Source organism: Polaribacter sp. AHE13PA (assembly GCF_019278505.1).
In the GTDB taxonomy this organism is placed as follows: domain Bacteria; phylum Bacteroidota; class Bacteroidia; order Flavobacteriales; family Flavobacteriaceae; genus Polaribacter.
Map to the genome: position 1 here is coordinate 3518419 of NZ_CP058985.1, position 16813 is coordinate 3535231.

At 32.2% G+C, this 16813-nt stretch carries 10 protein-coding genes; all 10 read left to right on the forward strand.

Features of this window, described 5'->3' with window-relative positions:
- The first annotated feature begins 63 nt into the window (after nucleotides 1-63).
- Nucleotides 64-2412: a penicillin-binding protein 1C gene (gene pbpC, locus H0I28_RS15070; protein ID WP_254712789.1), complete on the forward strand. Its 2349-nt coding sequence runs from the start codon at nucleotides 64-66 to the stop codon at nucleotides 2410-2412.
- A gap of 116 nt (nucleotides 2413-2528) precedes the next feature.
- On the forward strand, nucleotides 2529-2690 hold the full coding sequence (locus H0I28_RS15075; RefSeq protein WP_218754993.1) for a hypothetical protein: 162 nt from the start codon (nucleotides 2529-2531) through the stop codon (nucleotides 2688-2690).
- 238 nt (nucleotides 2691-2928) lie between these two features.
- A complete protein-coding gene (locus H0I28_RS15080) occupies nucleotides 2929-3774 on the forward strand; it encodes an MBL fold metallo-hydrolase (RefSeq protein ID WP_218759608.1) in 846 nt (281 codons plus the stop codon).
- 4 nt (nucleotides 3775-3778) lie between these two features.
- Nucleotides 3779-5410 carry a S8 family peptidase gene (locus H0I28_RS15085; protein ID WP_218732256.1) on the forward strand — a complete coding sequence of 544 codons (1632 nt, stop codon included), beginning with the start codon at nucleotides 3779-3781 and terminating at the stop codon, nucleotides 5408-5410.
- 103 nt (nucleotides 5411-5513) lie between these two features.
- A complete protein-coding gene (locus H0I28_RS15090) occupies nucleotides 5514-7304 on the forward strand; it encodes a M1 family metallopeptidase (protein WP_254712886.1) in 1791 nt (596 codons plus the stop codon).
- Between the two features lie 184 nt (nucleotides 7305-7488).
- Nucleotides 7489-11844 (forward strand): T9SS type A sorting domain-containing protein, encoded by a 4356-nt coding sequence (locus H0I28_RS15095; protein WP_218759610.1) that lies wholly within the window; start codon nucleotides 7489-7491, stop codon nucleotides 11842-11844.
- Between the two features lie 111 nt (nucleotides 11845-11955).
- Nucleotides 11956-12978 (forward strand): Holliday junction branch migration DNA helicase RuvB, encoded by a 1023-nt coding sequence (gene ruvB / locus H0I28_RS15100; protein ID WP_218732259.1) that lies wholly within the window; start codon nucleotides 11956-11958, stop codon nucleotides 12976-12978.
- A 61-nt stretch (nucleotides 12979-13039) separates the two neighbouring features.
- Entirely contained in the window at nucleotides 13040-14767 is a 1728-nt protein-coding gene (locus tag H0I28_RS15105; RefSeq protein WP_218759611.1) for a SulP family inorganic anion transporter, read from the forward strand.
- Nucleotides 14768-14851: 84 nt separating this feature from the next.
- The gene (locus H0I28_RS15110; protein WP_218759612.1) at nucleotides 14852-16258 is read left to right on the forward strand and encodes a rhodanese-like domain-containing protein; all 1407 of its coding nucleotides are present in this window, start codon (nucleotides 14852-14854) and stop codon (nucleotides 16256-16258) included.
- Nucleotides 16259-16261: 3 nt separating this feature from the next.
- Nucleotides 16262-16630, forward strand: a complete 369-nt coding sequence (locus H0I28_RS15115) for a rhodanese-like domain-containing protein (protein WP_254712790.1) — start codon at nucleotides 16262-16264, stop codon at nucleotides 16628-16630.
- Nucleotides 16631-16813 lie beyond the last annotated feature (183 nt).

Here is a 16813-nt window from a genome sequence, read left to right on the forward strand (position 1 = left end):
CGCCTGAAAAAGTCTCATTTCGAAATGATAATTAAACCTTAAAAGAAATAAATAAGCAAAAAATTGAAAATAACAAACTACATAAAACGTCATAAAAAGAAAACAATATTTATTGTTGTTCTGCTTATTTTTTATGTGTTTTGTTTGCCAAGTCAGTTGTTTACCAAGCCAACATCAACTGTAATTACAAGTAATAATAATGAGTTATTGGGGGCATTAATTGCAGAAGACGGACAATGGCGTTTTCCTCATAAAGACTCCGTTCCAGAGAAATTTAAAACCTGTTTAATTCAGTTTGAAGACGAACATTTTTATATGCATCCTGGGTTTAATCCCGTTTCCATTTTTAAAGCCTTAAAACAAAATTTACAAGCAGGAAGTGTAAAAAGAGGTGGAAGTACCATTACACAACAAGTTATTCGTTTGAGTAGAGATAACAGACCTAGAACTTATTTTGAAAAAGTAAAGGAATTAATTTTAGCAACACGTTTAGAGTTTAGAGCATCCAAAGAAAAGATTATTACTTATTGGAGTTCTAATGCGCCTTTCGGAGGAAATGTTGTAGGCTTAGATGCTGCTTCTTGGCGCTATTATAATAGACAAGCATCCGATTTATCTTGGGCAGAATCTGCCACTTTAGCTGTTTTACCCAATGCTCCAAATTTGATTTATCCAGGGAGAAATCAACATAGATTGTTGGTGAAAAGAAATAGATTGTTAAAAAAGTTACTGAATAAGAATATCATTGACTCGATAACGTATGAATTATCAGTTTTAGAAGAATTACCACAAAAACCGTATCCACTTCCTCAAATTACACCACATTTATTACAGAAAATCAATAAAAAAAATAAAGGAAAGTTTGTAAAAACGACCATAAATAAAAAGTTGCAGAATCAAACAAATTTAATTGTAAATAATCATTATAATCAATTAAAAAACAATGAGATATTTAATATTTCTGTTTTGGTTTTAGATGTGAATACTAGGCAAGTTTTAACCTATGTTGGCAACTCTAAAACGACTAAAAATAATCAGAAAGATGTAGATGTTATAGACAAACCTAGAAGTACCGGAAGTATTTTAAAACCATTTTTATATACAGCCATGTTAGATAGTGGAGATTTGTTGCCAAATATGTTGGTTGCAGATGTGCCTACAAACTTTGGAAGTTATCATCCAGAAAATTTTGATAAAAAATATGCTGGAGCAATTTCTGCAAAGTTAGCACTGTCTAGATCTTTAAATGTGCCCATCGTTAGAATGTTGCAAAGTTTTGGGTTGGAGAAATTTCATGATTATTTACAAAAATTAAAACTGAGAGATTTAAAAAAAGATCCTAATTATTATGGACTAACACTGGCTTTGGGTGGTGCAGAAAGTAATTTGTGGGATTTATGCAAAAGTTATGCTTCCATGGCATCTACAGTAAATCATTATTCAGAAAACTCTAGTAGGTATTTTAAAAACGAATTTTGTGAACCTACTTTTTATGCGGATCATAAAATAGATTTTGGAGAAAAATCATCAGAAAAAATGATTTTTGATGCCGCTTCTATTTATCTCACTTTTGAGAGTTTAAAAGATGTAAATAGACCCAATGCAGATCAAAATTGGGAGTTTTTTGATGCTTCTAAACAAATTGCTTGGAAAACAGGTACAAGTTTTGGTTTTAGAGATGCTTGGGCAATAGGGACCACTAAAGATTATGTAGTAGGAGTTTGGGTTGGGAATGCAGATGGAGAAGGAAGACCAGGTTTGGTTGGTGTGCAAGCTGCAGCGCCTATTTTATTTGATGTTTTTGATAAATTACCAAATTCAGCATGGTTTGAGAAGCCTTTTGATGAAATGACTGAAATCGAAATTTGTGCACAAAGTGGTTATAGAGCAACTCAAAATTGTGAAGAAACATCATTAGAATTTGTACAAAATGCAGGTTTAAAAACAGCACCTTGTCCGTTTCATGTTTTGGTAAATGTAGATGCTTCAGAAAATTATCAGGTAAATACTTCTTGTGAACAACTAGAAAACATCAAACAAAAATCTTGGTTTGTGTTGCCTCCTTTAATGGAATATTATTACAAGGATAAAAACCCGTTTTATAAACCGCTACCAAAATTTAGAAATGATTGTTTAGGTGCGGCAAAAAACGCGATGAAATTTATTTATCCAACGGAAAAAAGCACCATTTTTTTACCAAAGAATTTCGATGGAAAGAAGAATGAACTTGTTTTAAAAGTAGCTCATGCCAACAATGAAGCTGTTTTATATTGGTATGTTGATAGTAAATATTTAGGGAGCACAAAAGAACTGCATGAGTTTGGAGTGGATTTAAATACTGGAAACTATCTTATTTCGGCTACGGATAATTTTGGAAATGAAATTCATCAGCAAATAACAGTAAAGGAATAATTTACTTAAAGTAGATTAAGTGCATGTCAACGTAAGAAAAGGGTTTTTTATCGAAGAACAAGAGGTATGCGCTTAATTTTATAGATTTTTGATATAACTAAACCGAACTCCTTATTATGATGTTACAAATCTCTACTCCAATTAATGGGGAAATTCCCTCGTCATTCTTAGACAATCAATTATTGTTTGTTATTTTGGGATTGATTGCTTTGGTGTTTGTAATTATTAGAGTGGCTAAGTTTCTAAGTGAAATGGATTTTAATAGGACCTCTAAATAGGCCTAATTTCACTCAAAATGTGTTAGTTTTCCTTTTTCGATTCAGAAAAAATAATTAGAATTTATTGGGCAATCATTTTTAAATTGTTTTAGTGTAATCTTTAGACTTTCTTAACAAAAAACTATCTTATTTTCTTCATCTTTGCTTTCTGTATACTTTTAAGAAGTATTATGAATATATTGAATTCTAATTGATTATTTTTATAGTCAATTTTTTTTATGATTTTAATCTATACAGAATGAAAATATACCCTATAGAAACTGGAAATTTTAAATTAGACGGAGGTGCAATGTTTGGTGTTGTGCCAAAAACTATTTGGCAAAAAACGAACCCTGCAGACGCTAATAACTTGATAGATATGAGCATGAGAAGTATGCTTATAGAAGATGGAGATCGTTTAATTTTAGTAGATACAGGGTTAGGAGCAAAACAATCAAATAAATTTTATAGTTATTATTACCTTTTTGGAGATTTTTCTTTGGATTCTTCTTTAGCAAAACATGGTTTTCATAGAGATGATATTACAGATGTTTTTTTAACACATTTACATTTTGATCATTGTGGAGGTGCTATAGAGTGGAATGCACAAAGAACCATTTTACAACCAGCTTTTAAAAATGCCAAATTCTGGTCTAATGATAAACATTGGAAATGGGCAACCGAGCCAAACCCAAGAGAAAAGGCTTCTTTCTTTAAAGAAAATATCAATCCTATTAAAGAAAGCGGACAATTAAATTTTATACATAGTAATTATAAAGACCAAATAGGTTTCGATGTCCTTTTTATGGATGGTCATACAGAAAAACAAATGCTACCAATGCTATCTTATCAAGGCAAAACAATTGTTTTTGTAGCAGATTTATTACCTACAATTGGGCACATTCCTTTGGCTTATGTTATGGGATATGATACAAGACCTTTGTTAACTTTAAAAGAAAAAGCAGCTTTCTTAAACCAAGCAGCAGATAAAGAATATTACCTTTTTTTAGAACATGATGCTTATAATGAACTTTGTACTGTTCAGCATACAGAAAAAGGAGTTAGATTAAAGAACACACACAAATTTATAGATATATTTAATTAATATTATGAGAGTTTTAAAACCAATTTTATATACAGCTTTTGCTGGACTTGTTTTTACAGGTTGTAAATCAATTTCTAACCTTCCAGTTCCAAATGGTTCTGATGTAGCAATAATAGCAGTAGCTAAAAAAGCACCATTAACAGAAGCACAAAAAAATACTTGGGGACATTTAGATTTGGTAAAAGATTCTATTCCTGGAATGTCTGTAGACAAGGCGTATGATTTTTTACAAGGTAAAAAAAGTGTAACGGTTGTAGTAGGTGTTGTAGATTCTGGAACAGATTTGGGTCATGAAGATTTAAAAGATGTGGCTTGGGTAAATGAAAAAGAAGTTGCTGGTAACGGAATTGATGATGATAAAAATGGTTATGTAGATGATATTAATGGTTGGAACTTTTTAGGCGATGCTTATAAAGAAAACTTGGAGTCAGCTAGAATTTTACACAATCCTTCTTTAGAAAGTCCAGAAATTGTTGCAGAGATTCAGGCAGCGCACGACATTAAAGTTGGGAATGCTGAAAAGACAAAAACTAGATTTGAGCAAATGTTAAGCGGTGTTAAAGGAGCAGATGAAAATTTAGCTAGACACTTTGGTAAAGACGATTATAGTGCTATAGAAGTTGCGGCAATTACAACCGAAGATCCTTCTTTATTACAGAGCATTGCAATTGCAAAACAAATGTTTGGTTTTGGTTTGCCTTCTTTAAGCCAAGCGCAAGAAGAAATTAAAAAAGAATTAGACAAATCGATTGCTTTATTAAATAACGAATATACTAATTATAGAATAGGAGATAACCCAGAAGATATTAATGACTCTCCAGGTTATGGAAATGGAAATCCAGGGGTTTCAACTAAAAGTGAAGCACATGGTACTCATGTTTCTGGAATTATTGGAGCATCTAGAAATAATGGAAAAGGAGTTAATGGTGTAGCAGATAATGTAAAAATTATGGCTGTACGTTCTGTACCAGATGGAGATGAGTATGATAAAGATGTTGCTTTAGGTTTACGTTATGCAGTAGATAATGGCGCAAAAGTAATTAACACTAGTTTTGGTAAAGGATACTCACCTCATAAAGAATGGGTGTATGAAGCAATTCAATATGCAGCAAAGCACGATGTATTAATTATAAATGCAGCAGGAAACGATGGTAAGGATATTGATGTAGAAAGAACGTACCCAAACGATTCTAAAGATTTAATAACAGAGGTTTCAGATAACGTATTAACAATTGGAGCAATGAGCTCTAGTTATAATGAAAACCTACCAGCTAATTTTTCTAATTATGGTAAAAAAAATGTAGATATTTTTGCTCCTGGAGTTCAAATTTATTCTACAACTCCAGAAAATGAATATAAACACTTTAGTGGAACATCTATGGCTGCACCTTCTGCAGTAGGAGTAGCTGCTTTAGTACGTTCTTATTATCCTAAATTAACAGCAAGTCAGGTAAAGCATATTTTAATGAATTCTGGTGTAAAAATAGATTTAGAGGTAATTAAACCAGGATCTCAGTCTAGAGAAAATCCTAAAGGAGAGTTAGTTCCTTTTGCAGATTTATCAGTTACAGGTAGAGTTGTTAATGCTTACAATGCATTACAAATGGCAGACAGAATGGTAAACGGAAAAAAATAATTTATTAAACTTAAAAAGCAGCATTTTAAAAATGCTGCTTTTTTTTTGAACATTAATTAATATAAATATGAGAAAAATTTATTTTTTAGGATTGTCACTAATAATGTTAACCTCTTGTAAGGTTATAAAAGATACAACATATGTGGCTAAAGAAACTTATTGGCAGCAACATGTAGACTATACAATGGATGTTGATGTAGATGTAAACAACTATCAATACAAAGGAAAGCAGACGTTAGTTTATACAAACAATTCTCCCGACGATCTAGATAAAGTATTTTATCACTTATACTTTAATGCGTTTCAACCTGGTTCTCAAATGGATGTGAGATCGTTAAACATTAAAGATCCAGACAGAAGAGTTAGAGATAGAATTAGCAAATTACAGCCAAATGAAATTGGGTATATTAAAGTTGGTTCTTTAAAACAAAACGGCGTAGCAGTTTCTCATGAAACTGTGGGGACTATTTTAGAAGTTCAACTAAATAAGCCAATTAAATCTGGAGAAACGGTTACTTTAGAAATGGATTTTGATGCTCAGGTTCCTGTGCAAATTCGTCGTTCTGGAAGAAATAGTGCAGAAGGAGTTGCATTATCTATGTCTCAATGGTATCCTAAATTAGCAGAATACGATTTTCAAGGTTGGCACACGCCACCATATATTGCAAGAGAGTTTCAAGGTGTTTGGGGAAATTTTGATGTAACCATTCATATTGATAAAGATTATACGGTTGGTGGTACTGGTTATTTACAAAATCCACAAGAAATTGGTCATGGTTATCAAGATGATTCAAAAGAATTGAACTTGCCTAAAGGCGATAAATTATCATGGAATTTTAAAGCACCAAATGTGCATGATTTTATGTGGGCAGCAGATCCAGAATATATTCACGATGTTTTAAAAATGGAAAATGGAATCGATTTGCATTTTTTATACAAGAAAACATTAGAAGCAGAATATTTAAAAAACTGGAAAGATTTACAGCCTAAAACGGCTGAATTAATGACGTATTTTAGTGAGCAAGTTGGTCAATATCCATATAAACAATACTCTGTAATACAAGGTGGAGATGGTGGAATGGAGTATGCAATGTCTACTTTAATTACAGGAAAACGTAAATTCGGTAGTCTTTTTGGTGTTACAGCGCACGAAATGGCACACACTTGGTTTCAGTTCTTATTAGCATCAAACGAAAGTTTACATCCTTGGATGGATGAAGGTTTTACTTCTTATATTTCTAATAAAGCAGAAAATCTAATTTTAGGTGAAGGTAAAGAAAACCCACATGCAGGTTCTTACCGAGGTTATAGATCTATTGTTACAAAAGGGTATGAAGAATCGTTATCTACACATGCAGACAGATATCATACAAATTGGGCGTACAGTACTGCAAGTTATTCTAAAGGAAATATTTTCTTAAGTCAATTAGAATATGTTATTGGTAAAGAGAATGTAGCAAACGGATTAAAGAAATATTTTAACGATTTCAGTTTTAAACATCCAACACCAAATGATATTAAACGATCTATGGAAAAAACTGCTGGATTGGATTTAGGTTGGTATTTAAATGAATGGACAGAAACTACACATACCATAGATTATGGTGTAAAATCTGTTGATGAGAAAACAATTACTTTAGAGAGAATTGGGCAAATGCCAATGCCAATGGATGTTGATGTAACTTATGTTGATGGGACATCAGAAAGTTTTAACATTCCATTAGAAATGATGAGAGGTACTAAGCCAACAATAGCAACCATTTTAAAAGATTGGGGTTGGGCAATGCCAACATATTCTTTTACAGTTTCTAAAGCTGTAAAATCTGTTACTATTGATAAAAGCGGATTAATGGCTGATATTAATTTAGAGAATAATGTTCTAGAAGTAAAGTAAGAATGTTAAAAGATTATGAAAAACCTCTCCTACTTGGAGAGGTTTTTTTTATTGGTTACTTTTGTAATTGGCAATCATCAATGGATGATTAATATTGTTGTCTTTTCGGGTAAAATAGATACAATGTTGTCGTGTTCTAAGATTTATATTTATCAAGAAATTAATTTTATTAAAATATACATAATTGAAAAATCACCTCTCCATACGTCTAAATTTCAGTAATTTTTTTTATCTCTATCTTTTTTTCTTTGTTTTATTAAGCACTTCTTTTTCTTCGAGTGCGCAACATGCTGTAGCCGCTGTTTATGGTGATAATGGAGGTTTTTATACTTCTACAACGGCTACACAAGTTACTTATGATGATTCTAATAATTTATTAGGGTTTAGTGTAGATGGTGATACGTATTCTACTGGTGTTAATGATGCAATTTTAACAGCAAATAATATAACATTTACAAGCGGAAGTTTTGTCTCATTTCCAATGCCTGCTTCTATTGATTATAAATCGGAAGAATTAATTGGTATTGGAACTAATTGGGGGGGAGTTTCTCAAAATAATAGTGCAACAGATTATATAAAAACGTTTAGCCCTATTGTTCCTTCATTTTTTGTTAGAGATGGTAGTAGTGGTTTAGAATTAGCTACCAATTTTTTTAATATAAAAAGTCAAGTAATCATATACGATGCCATTGTAATAAATCAAGCAGTAAGTATAAACGATGCATTGCCAGACATTATTGTTACCCAAACAGGGTCTCCTGGTAATACCGATAAGTTTAAATTTATAGACAGTGCAGGGAATATAGTAGGTACAGAAATAAACGTTTCCTTTGGAAATGTTGCTGTTGTTGGAGGAACAGATTGGACTATTTATAGAATCAACCCTTCTACAGGTTTGGTTAAAAGTACATTTGGCATAGATACCTATAGAGATTTAAGAGTTCTATCTATCAATTTAAGTGATTTTGGCATAACAACGAGTAATTTTAACCAGATAACTAATTTTGTACACACTACATCTGGTAATACAGATATAGCTTTTACGGCATATAATTCTGATGCGATAAAAATATTGCTACCAGCAACAGATTTAGAAGTATCAAATTTAATGATTTCTGCAGATGATTTTTGTGCGCCTACTACGGCTACTTTTACAACAACGATAACTAATTTATCTGCTACCGAATTATCAAAAGATTTTGAGGTAGATTTTACAATTCCAGTTGGTATGACAGCAACAAGTAACTCCGCAGTTTTTTCTGAATCAGGTGTTTCTCCTTTATCAGCAAGTTTTAATAATACGAATAATACCTGGACTATTGATAATTTATCAGTAGGAGAAAGTGTTACGTTAACGGTTAATACTTCTGTAAGTACGGCTTCATTTCCTATCAGTTTTACAACTACAGCAACGGGGGTGTTTCAACCAGATAGTGATCCAAGTAATAATACACAAACAATATCTGAAGCCGGTGAAGACAATGATTGTGATGGTGTAAAAGATACGGATGATTTAGATGATGATAATGATGGTATTTTAGATACTATTGAAGGAACTGGAGATTTTGATGGAGACGGAATTGCTAATTATTTAGATTTAGATAGTGATGGAGACGGTTGTCCGGATGCTTTAGAAGCAACAGGTACTGTTAAGCAAACGGATTTAGATGCTAGTTTTGTAATTATCGGAACAGTAAATGCACAAGGAATACCAACTTTAACAGAAACTGGTGCTGGAGCAGGACAAGATATTGGTGATAGCCAAAATGGAAGTGTTTTAGCTTGTGATATTACTGATACTGATTTAGATGGAGTTATTGATATTATTGACTTAGATGACGATAACGATGGTGTTTTAGATACTGCAGAAAATGCATATAGCGGAAACCCAATTGCAGATACAAATAAAAACGGAATTATAGATTACAAAGATCCAAGTCTTAGTGGTTTCGTAGACTCTAATTCAGATGATATAGATGATCGATATGATCTCGATTTAGACGGAATTATAGATCAATTTGATGTGGATGCAGATGGAGATGGTTGTCCGGATGCTTTAGAAGGTGGTGCTACTTTTACTTTTGCAGATGTAGATGGTAACAATCGATTAAAAGGAGATGTAGATGAAAAAGGTATTCCTGTTGTAGCAACTAGTAATGGTCAATTATTAGGAAGTAGTCAAGATGATTTAGTACAAGATTCAAGTTGTAGTTTGCTGCCTGTAATTATTAGTCAAGTTTATCAAACGGCGTCAGGTAACGCAATAGAATTAACAAATATTGGTACTACAGCAGTTACGGATGTTCGTTTAGTTTTATTTAAAGATTTAGGTATTGCTTCTGCAGATGGTGTTTTGCCTACGGCGGATTTAACAATAGCAAGTATACCTGCAGGTAGCTCTGTTGTTATAAAATCTGTTGCATCACTTTCGGGAGTTACTTTTATAAATAGTCCTACCGAATTAACAGACGCAAATATTACGGATTTTGCAGGTGGAGACGATACTTTAATTTTGTCGAAAACCATAAATGCCTCTGCTTGGGAAAATAGGTATGATGTTGTTAAGAATATTAGTAACACAACATCTTTGGTTCGTATCGATGAAATAACAAAAGCAAATACCACTTTTACTGTGGCAGAATGGCTTTCTTTTGTAGATGATTCAATAGAAGTTGTTGGAGATACAAAACCAATTCCTACAATTGTAAGACATGCAAGTGCGCCGCTTTTATCAGAAGTAAAAACACCAATTAATGAAACAAATTGTGGTTTAGGTTTACATAGAATAAGTCCAACTATTCGTACAGGAGCTGCATGGAGTAATGGTTTTCCAGATAAGTCTAGAAGTGTAATTGTTAGAGAAACGTATACGCATTCTACAGGTAATTTAAATGCAAGAATATTAGATGTGCAAGGTAGTAATGTGTTAAGTGTTAGTGATAATGCGTTAATTGTTTTAAACAACACGAATATTAATGTAAATGCACAGATTAGAATTTTAGGTACTGGACAGTTTGTTCAAGTACACGATGGTAATCGTAATGTAACCGGCAATGGAAAACTATTAATAGATCAAAAAAGCGAGGTTCCTAATGTGTTCAGGTATAATTATTGGTCATCACCAGTGGTAGAGTTTATTGGCGGAAATACGTATAGAGTTTCAGAAATTATGAAAGATGCTGGAGGTGAGCTTACTGCTAGTTCAACAATTACAGATATTAATTTTGTTGGTGGTTACGACGGGGCTGTTGCGAGTCCTATACAAATAGCTAGTTATTGGATTTGGGCTTACTTTAACAGTACAGGAAATAACGATTGGGTGCAATTAAAAGAAACGGGTTACTTATCTAAGGGGTTAGGATATATTATGAAAGGTACAGGTGCTAATGCACAATATTTTACATTTTCTGGAAGTCCATTAGATGGAGATATTTCATTTAACTTATCTGCAGATACCAATAGTCTTTTAGGAAACCCATATGCAGGTACTTTAGATGGAAAAGCATTTATATTAAATAATGAAGACACTATTGATGGGACGCTTTATTTTTGGGAACATTCTGGGGAAGCAACAGATCAAGGGCACATAAAAGCGGGTTATGAAGGTGGTTATGCACAATTAACTTTTTCTATGGCAACAGCTGCTACAAGTGTTGTTGGTACAAACGGATTGACAGATTCTTATACATATACTACCCCAACAAGATACATTGCTGTAGGTCAAGGATTTTTTGTTTTTTCAGATACAGATGGAGGAACTATCAATTTTAATAACAAGCAAAGAAGTTATCAGGTAACTGAACCTCATTTCTTTAAAACAGAAGAGAAGAAAACAACTAATAGTTCGCTTCCTATTTTAAAATTAGGGTTAGATTTTACAAATAAAGACTATCTAAAGCTTCATAGGCAAATAGGTATTTCATTTAATGAAAATCATTCTTATGGTTTTGATTATGGTTATGAAAGTGTAATGATAGATGTTCAGTCGTCTGATGTCTATTGGGATTTTGATGAAATGGATCATAAGAAATTAGCTATTGCAGGAGTCGAGAGCATAAATGATGTTTTAAAAGTGCCACTTACAATTCTTGTTGATTCTGATGAACCTCTTTTTATAAGAATAGATGAATTAGAAAATATTGACCGTAAAATTTATTTATTTGATGCATTAGAGAATATAACTAGAGAATTAAAAGAAGATGAGATGGTGGAATTAGAGTTGGCTAAAGGAACTTATAAGGATCGTTTTTTTATCACCTTTAATGAAGCTAATGTGTTATCTGTTTCTGATGAGGTTTTAGATTTTAGTTTAAGAGTTTATTTGGATGACAATTCGAATGCAATATCAATACTTAACAATACCAATCTTTTTATAGAAAATGTAGAACTATTTAATGTGTTAGGTCAGCAAATTAAAACATGGAACCCAAATGTTGTAGATGAAAAAATAGACTTAGAAGTTGGTAATTTATCAAGCTCAATTTATATTGTTAATGTAAAAACGAACAAAGGAACATTTACACGTAAAATTTTTAAATAATAATAAAAAATAGACACTGTATTATAAAAAATCTTTCTGAATAAGAAAGGTTTTTTTGTTATGTAACAAATCTTACAAAACTGTACTTTAAAATCAATTATATTTGTGGTTATGAATGAAAACTTAAATCCTGAAAACGACAACTTATCTAATGAAGATTTAGACGTAGAAAAAAAATTACGTCCACTTTCTTTTGATGATTTTACAGGACAAGATCAAGCCATAGATAACCTAAAAATATTTGTGGAAGCAGCAAATCAAAGAGGAGAAGCTTTAGATCATACACTTTTTCACGGACCTCCAGGTTTAGGGAAAACAACTTTAGCACATATTTTAGCAAATGAATTAGAAGTAGGGATAAAAGTTACTTCTGGTCCTGTTTTAGACAAGCCTGGAGATTTGGCGGGTTTATTAACAAACCTAGATGAACGTGATGTTTTATTTATAGATGAAATTCATAGATTAAGTCCTATTGTAGAAGAGTATTTATACTCTGCAATGGAAGATTATAAAATTGATATTATGATAGAATCTGGCCCAAATGCCAGAACAGTTCAAATAAATTTAGAACCTTTTACATTAATTGGAGCAACAACCAGATCTGGTTTGTTAACCGCGCCAATGAGAGCTCGTTTTGGAATAAGCAGTAGATTACATTATTATAAAACAGAATTGTTAACCACAATTATTCAAAGAAGTTCACACATTTTAGGAGTTCCTATTTCTATGGAATCTGCAATAGAAATTGCAGGTAGAAGTAGAGGAACACCAAGAATTGCAAATGCTTTATTAAGAAGAGTTAGAGATTTTGCACAAATCAAAGGAGATGGAAGTATTACCATAGAAATTGCAAAATATGCATTAAAAGCATTAAATGTAGATGCACACGGTTTAGATGAAATGGATAATAAGATTCTAATGACCATTATCGATAAGTTTAAAGGAGGACCAGTTGGCTTAAGCACCATTGCAACAGCAGTTTCAGAGAATACAGAAACTATTGAAGAAGTGTACGAACCTTTTTTAATTCAGCAAGGTTTTATCATGAGAACTCCAAGAGGAAGAGAAGTAACCGAATTAGCATATACACATTTAGGAAGAGTTAAAGGAAAAAGTCAAGGGGAATTGTTTTAATATTTAGAGAAAAGAGAAAAAAAATAAGAATTCCTTCCCTTTTGGAAGGTTAGTAGGGCTAATGAATATAAAAAAGATAATACCAATTTTAGAATGGTTACCAAACTACAATACATCTCTTTTTAAGGGAGATTTATTGGCTGGTATAACTGTTGGTATTATTTTAATTCCGCAAGGAATTGCATATGCTTTAATTGCAGGTTTACCACCAATTTACGGTTTGTATTGTGCTTTGGTACCCCAAGTTATGTATGCTATTTTTGGATCATCAAGGCAAGTTGCCATTGGTCCTGTAGCAATGGATTCTTTAATTGTGGCAACAGGAGTATCTACCCTAGCTTTGGCAGGTTCTGAGAGTTACATTGCAATAGCTGTTTTGTTAGCTTTAATGGTTGGGGCAATCCAATTTTTAATGGGTGTTTTTAGTTTGGGGTTTATTGTAAACTTTCTATCAAAGCCCGTTATTACTGGTTTTACATCCGCGGTAGCGTTAATTATTGGGTTCAATCAATTTCGGAATTTATTTGGAGTAGATTTTGTGCAAAGTGATCAATTACAGTATGTTGTAGTAGATGTTTTTGGTAGAATTAACAATTTTAATCACCCAACAACTATTATCGGATTAATTTCTGTCGTGATTATTATCATCCTCAGAAAAATCAATAAAAAAATACCAAGTGCTTTAATTGTAGTTATTTTAGGCATTCTAATTTTAAAGTTTTTTGGAAGCTCTATAGTTGGTGTTTCCATTGTAAAAGATATTCCTTCTGGGTTGCCAATTTTCGGAATTCCAGAGTTTGATATTGACTTAATAAGAGAGTTATTACCAATTGCATTTACGTTGGTAATGGTTGGCTATTTAGAAACCATTTCTATAGGAAAATCGTTAGAAGCAAAACAAGATGAATATAGAATAAGACCCAATCAAGAATTAATAGCTTTAGGAATTAGTAATATGGTGGGGTCGCTGTTTAAAGCATATCCAACTACATCAAGTTTTTCTCGTTCTGCAATTAATCAAGAAAGTGGAGCAAGAACAGGTATGGCTGCTTTAATTTCTGTTGTAATGGTTGTTTTTACACTCTTATTTTTAACGCCTTTATTTTATCACCTACCAAAAACAGTTTTAGCGGCAATTATTATTGTGGCCGTTTTTAATTTGGTAAATTTTAAAGAAGCTGCTTTTCTGTGGAAAGCAAATCATTTAGACTTTTGGTTAATGTTAGCTACGTTTATTGCTACGTTATTATTAGGAATCGAATTTGGTATTATTGTTGGCGTAGGGTTGTCTTTAATAGTGTTAATTTATAGAACCTCTAGACCTTATGTGGCGGAATTAGGGAAAGTACCCAACTCTAATTTTTACAGAAATAGAAGTCGTTTTGAAGAAGTTATTATTGAAGACGATGTCTTAATTTTTAGATTTGATGCACAAATATTTTACGCAAATTCTAGCTATTTTAGAGACAAATTAGATGAAATGGCATATAGAAAAGGAGATGCTTTAAAATTGATAGTTTTAGATGCAGAAAGCATAAACAGAGTAGATAGTACAGGAGTAGAAATGCTAAAAGAGCGTATTAAATACTATAAAAAGAAAGGGATTACTTTTTTACTAGCAGGCGTAAAAGGCCCAGTAAGAGACGATTTATTTAGAAGCGGAATTTTATCAATTATAGATATCAATCACTTTTTTATGCGCTCTAATGATGCCGTAAAATTCTACAAAACTGGAGATAGAAAACAACAAGAAAAATATGCGAAATACATACATCAAGCATATCATTAAAAATAATTAGTAACTAAGTCTATAAGTAAAATTTTTGAAGTGAATTCAGAATTTTAAAACCTTGTAGGTGTTAAAAATATAAAAATGATCATAGAACAAATTTATACAGGTTGTTTAGCTCAAGGGGCTTACTACATAGAAAGTAATGGCGAAGTTGCTATTATAGATCCATTAAGAGAAGTACAAGATTATATAGATAGCGCAGCTAAAAACGATGCAAAAATTAAATATATTTTCGAAACGCATTTTCATGCAGATTTTGTGAGCGGACACGTTACATTGGCAGAAAAAACGGGAGCACAAATTGTATTTGGTCCAACAGCAAAAACTAATTTCGATGCAATTATAGCAGAAGATAATCAGGTTTTTAAAGTAGGAGATATTACCATTACGGTATTACACACACCTGGTCATACAATGGAAAGCTCTTGTTATTTATTAAAGGATGAAAACGGTAAAGACCATGCGCTTTTTAGTGGTGATACCTTGTTTTTAGGTGATGTTGGTCGTCCAGACTTGGCTCAAAAAAGTGATGTAACAGAAAAAGATTTAGCAGGTTTTTTATTTGATAGTTTGCGTACTAAAGTAATGACTTTAGCTGATGAGGTTATTGTATATCCTGCACATGGGGCGGGTTCTGCTTGTGGTAAAAACTTAAGCAAAGAAACGGTTGGTACTATTGGTAATCAAAAAGAAACCAATTACGCTTTAAGAGCAAACATGACTAAAGAAGAGTTTATAAAAGAAGTAACTGATGGTTTGTTGCCTCCTCCAGCTTATTTTCCTTTAAATGTAAAGTTGAATAAAGAAGGCTATAAAAGTATTGATGATGTTATTAAAAACAGTGAAAAGCCATTGTCTGTTAAAGATTTTGAAATCATTGCAAATGAAACTGGTGCAATTGTTTTAGACGTTCGTCATCAAACAGAGTTTGTAAAAGGATTCATTCCGCAATCTATTTTTATTGGTATCGATGGCGGTTTTGCTCCTTGGGTTGGTGCATTGATTAAAGATATTGAGCAACCAATTTTATTAGTTGCTCCAGAAGGAAGAGAAGAAGATACCATTACCCGTTTGTCTAGAGTTGGTTTCGATAATGTTTTAGGATATTTAGAAGGTAGTTTTGATGCTTGGCAAAAAGCGGATAAAGAAATAGATACCTTAACGTCTGTTTCTGTTGATGTTTTAGAAGATAAAATTAAAGAAAATGCAGTGGTTTTTGATGCTAGAAAACCAGGTGAATTTGCAAGTGAACATGCAGTTGTGGCAAAAAATACACCGTTAGATTTTTTAAATGATCATATCTCTGAGTTTCCAGAAAAAGGAGATTTTTATGTGTATTGTGGTGGTGGTTATCGCTCTGTAATTGCTGCTTCTATCTTAAAAGCAAGAGGTATTCACAATGTAATTGATGTTGCTGGCGGTTATGCTGCCATAAGAAATTCTAATATAGAAAGAACAGCAGCTGTTTGTCCATCAACTTTAAAATAAAAAATGATGAAAAATGTTTTATGCCTTTTATTCATGAGCTTCTTTTTTATAAACTGTAATTCACAAGAAGATGTTAAGTCCGTTTCTACACAAGAATTAAAAGAGTTACTTTCTAAAGAAAAAATTCAACTAATGGATGTTAGAACACCTGCAGAAATAAATGAGGGTACTATAGAAACAGCTACTTTTGCAAATTATTTTGATGCTGATTTTAAAGAAAAAGCTTCAAATAAATTAGACAAATCTAAACCAGTTTATTTATACTGTAGAAGCGGGAAAAGAAGTGTAAAAGCCTCTAAAATTCTTAAAGAAAATGGTTATGAAGTCTACAATGTTTTAGGTGGATATAACAAATGGAAGCAAGAAAACTAAATTTAATTAGAAAATTTCTACACGAGGATCTTTAGAAATGATAATAAAAAATACGATTGTACACAAAGCAAAATCTTTTGTGAGTTGTGCGGTTGGTAGAATTGATTCTTAACGTTAAAAAACACATAAAAAAGAGAGAACAAGCGCCTAAATTCAGGTTTTTGTTCTCTCTTTTTTGTATTT

Bases quoted from the DNA above. Each gene is read 5' to 3' on its own strand.
- H0I28_RS15075 (WP_218754993.1), top strand. From the start codon at position 2,529: ATGATGTTACAAATCTCTACTCCAATTAATGGGGAAATTCCCTCGTCA.
- H0I28_RS15080 (WP_218759608.1), top strand. From the start codon at position 2,929: ATGAAAATATACCCTATAGAAACTGGAAATTTTAAATTAGACGGAGGT.
- H0I28_RS15085 (WP_218732256.1), top strand. From the start codon at position 3,779: ATGAGAGTTTTAAAACCAATTTTATATACAGCTTTTGCTGGACTTGTT.
- H0I28_RS15090 (WP_254712886.1), top strand. From the start codon at position 5,514: ATGTTAACCTCTTGTAAGGTTATAAAAGATACAACATATGTGGCTAAA.
- ruvB (WP_218732259.1), top strand. From the start codon at position 11,956: ATGAATGAAAACTTAAATCCTGAAAACGACAACTTATCTAATGAAGAT.
- H0I28_RS15105 (WP_218759611.1), top strand. From the start codon at position 13,040: ATGAATATAAAAAAGATAATACCAATTTTAGAATGGTTACCAAACTAC.
- H0I28_RS15110 (WP_218759612.1), top strand. From the start codon at position 14,852: ATGATCATAGAACAAATTTATACAGGTTGTTTAGCTCAAGGGGCTTAC.
- H0I28_RS15115 (WP_254712790.1), top strand. From the start codon at position 16,262: ATGATGAAAAATGTTTTATGCCTTTTATTCATGAGCTTCTTTTTTATA.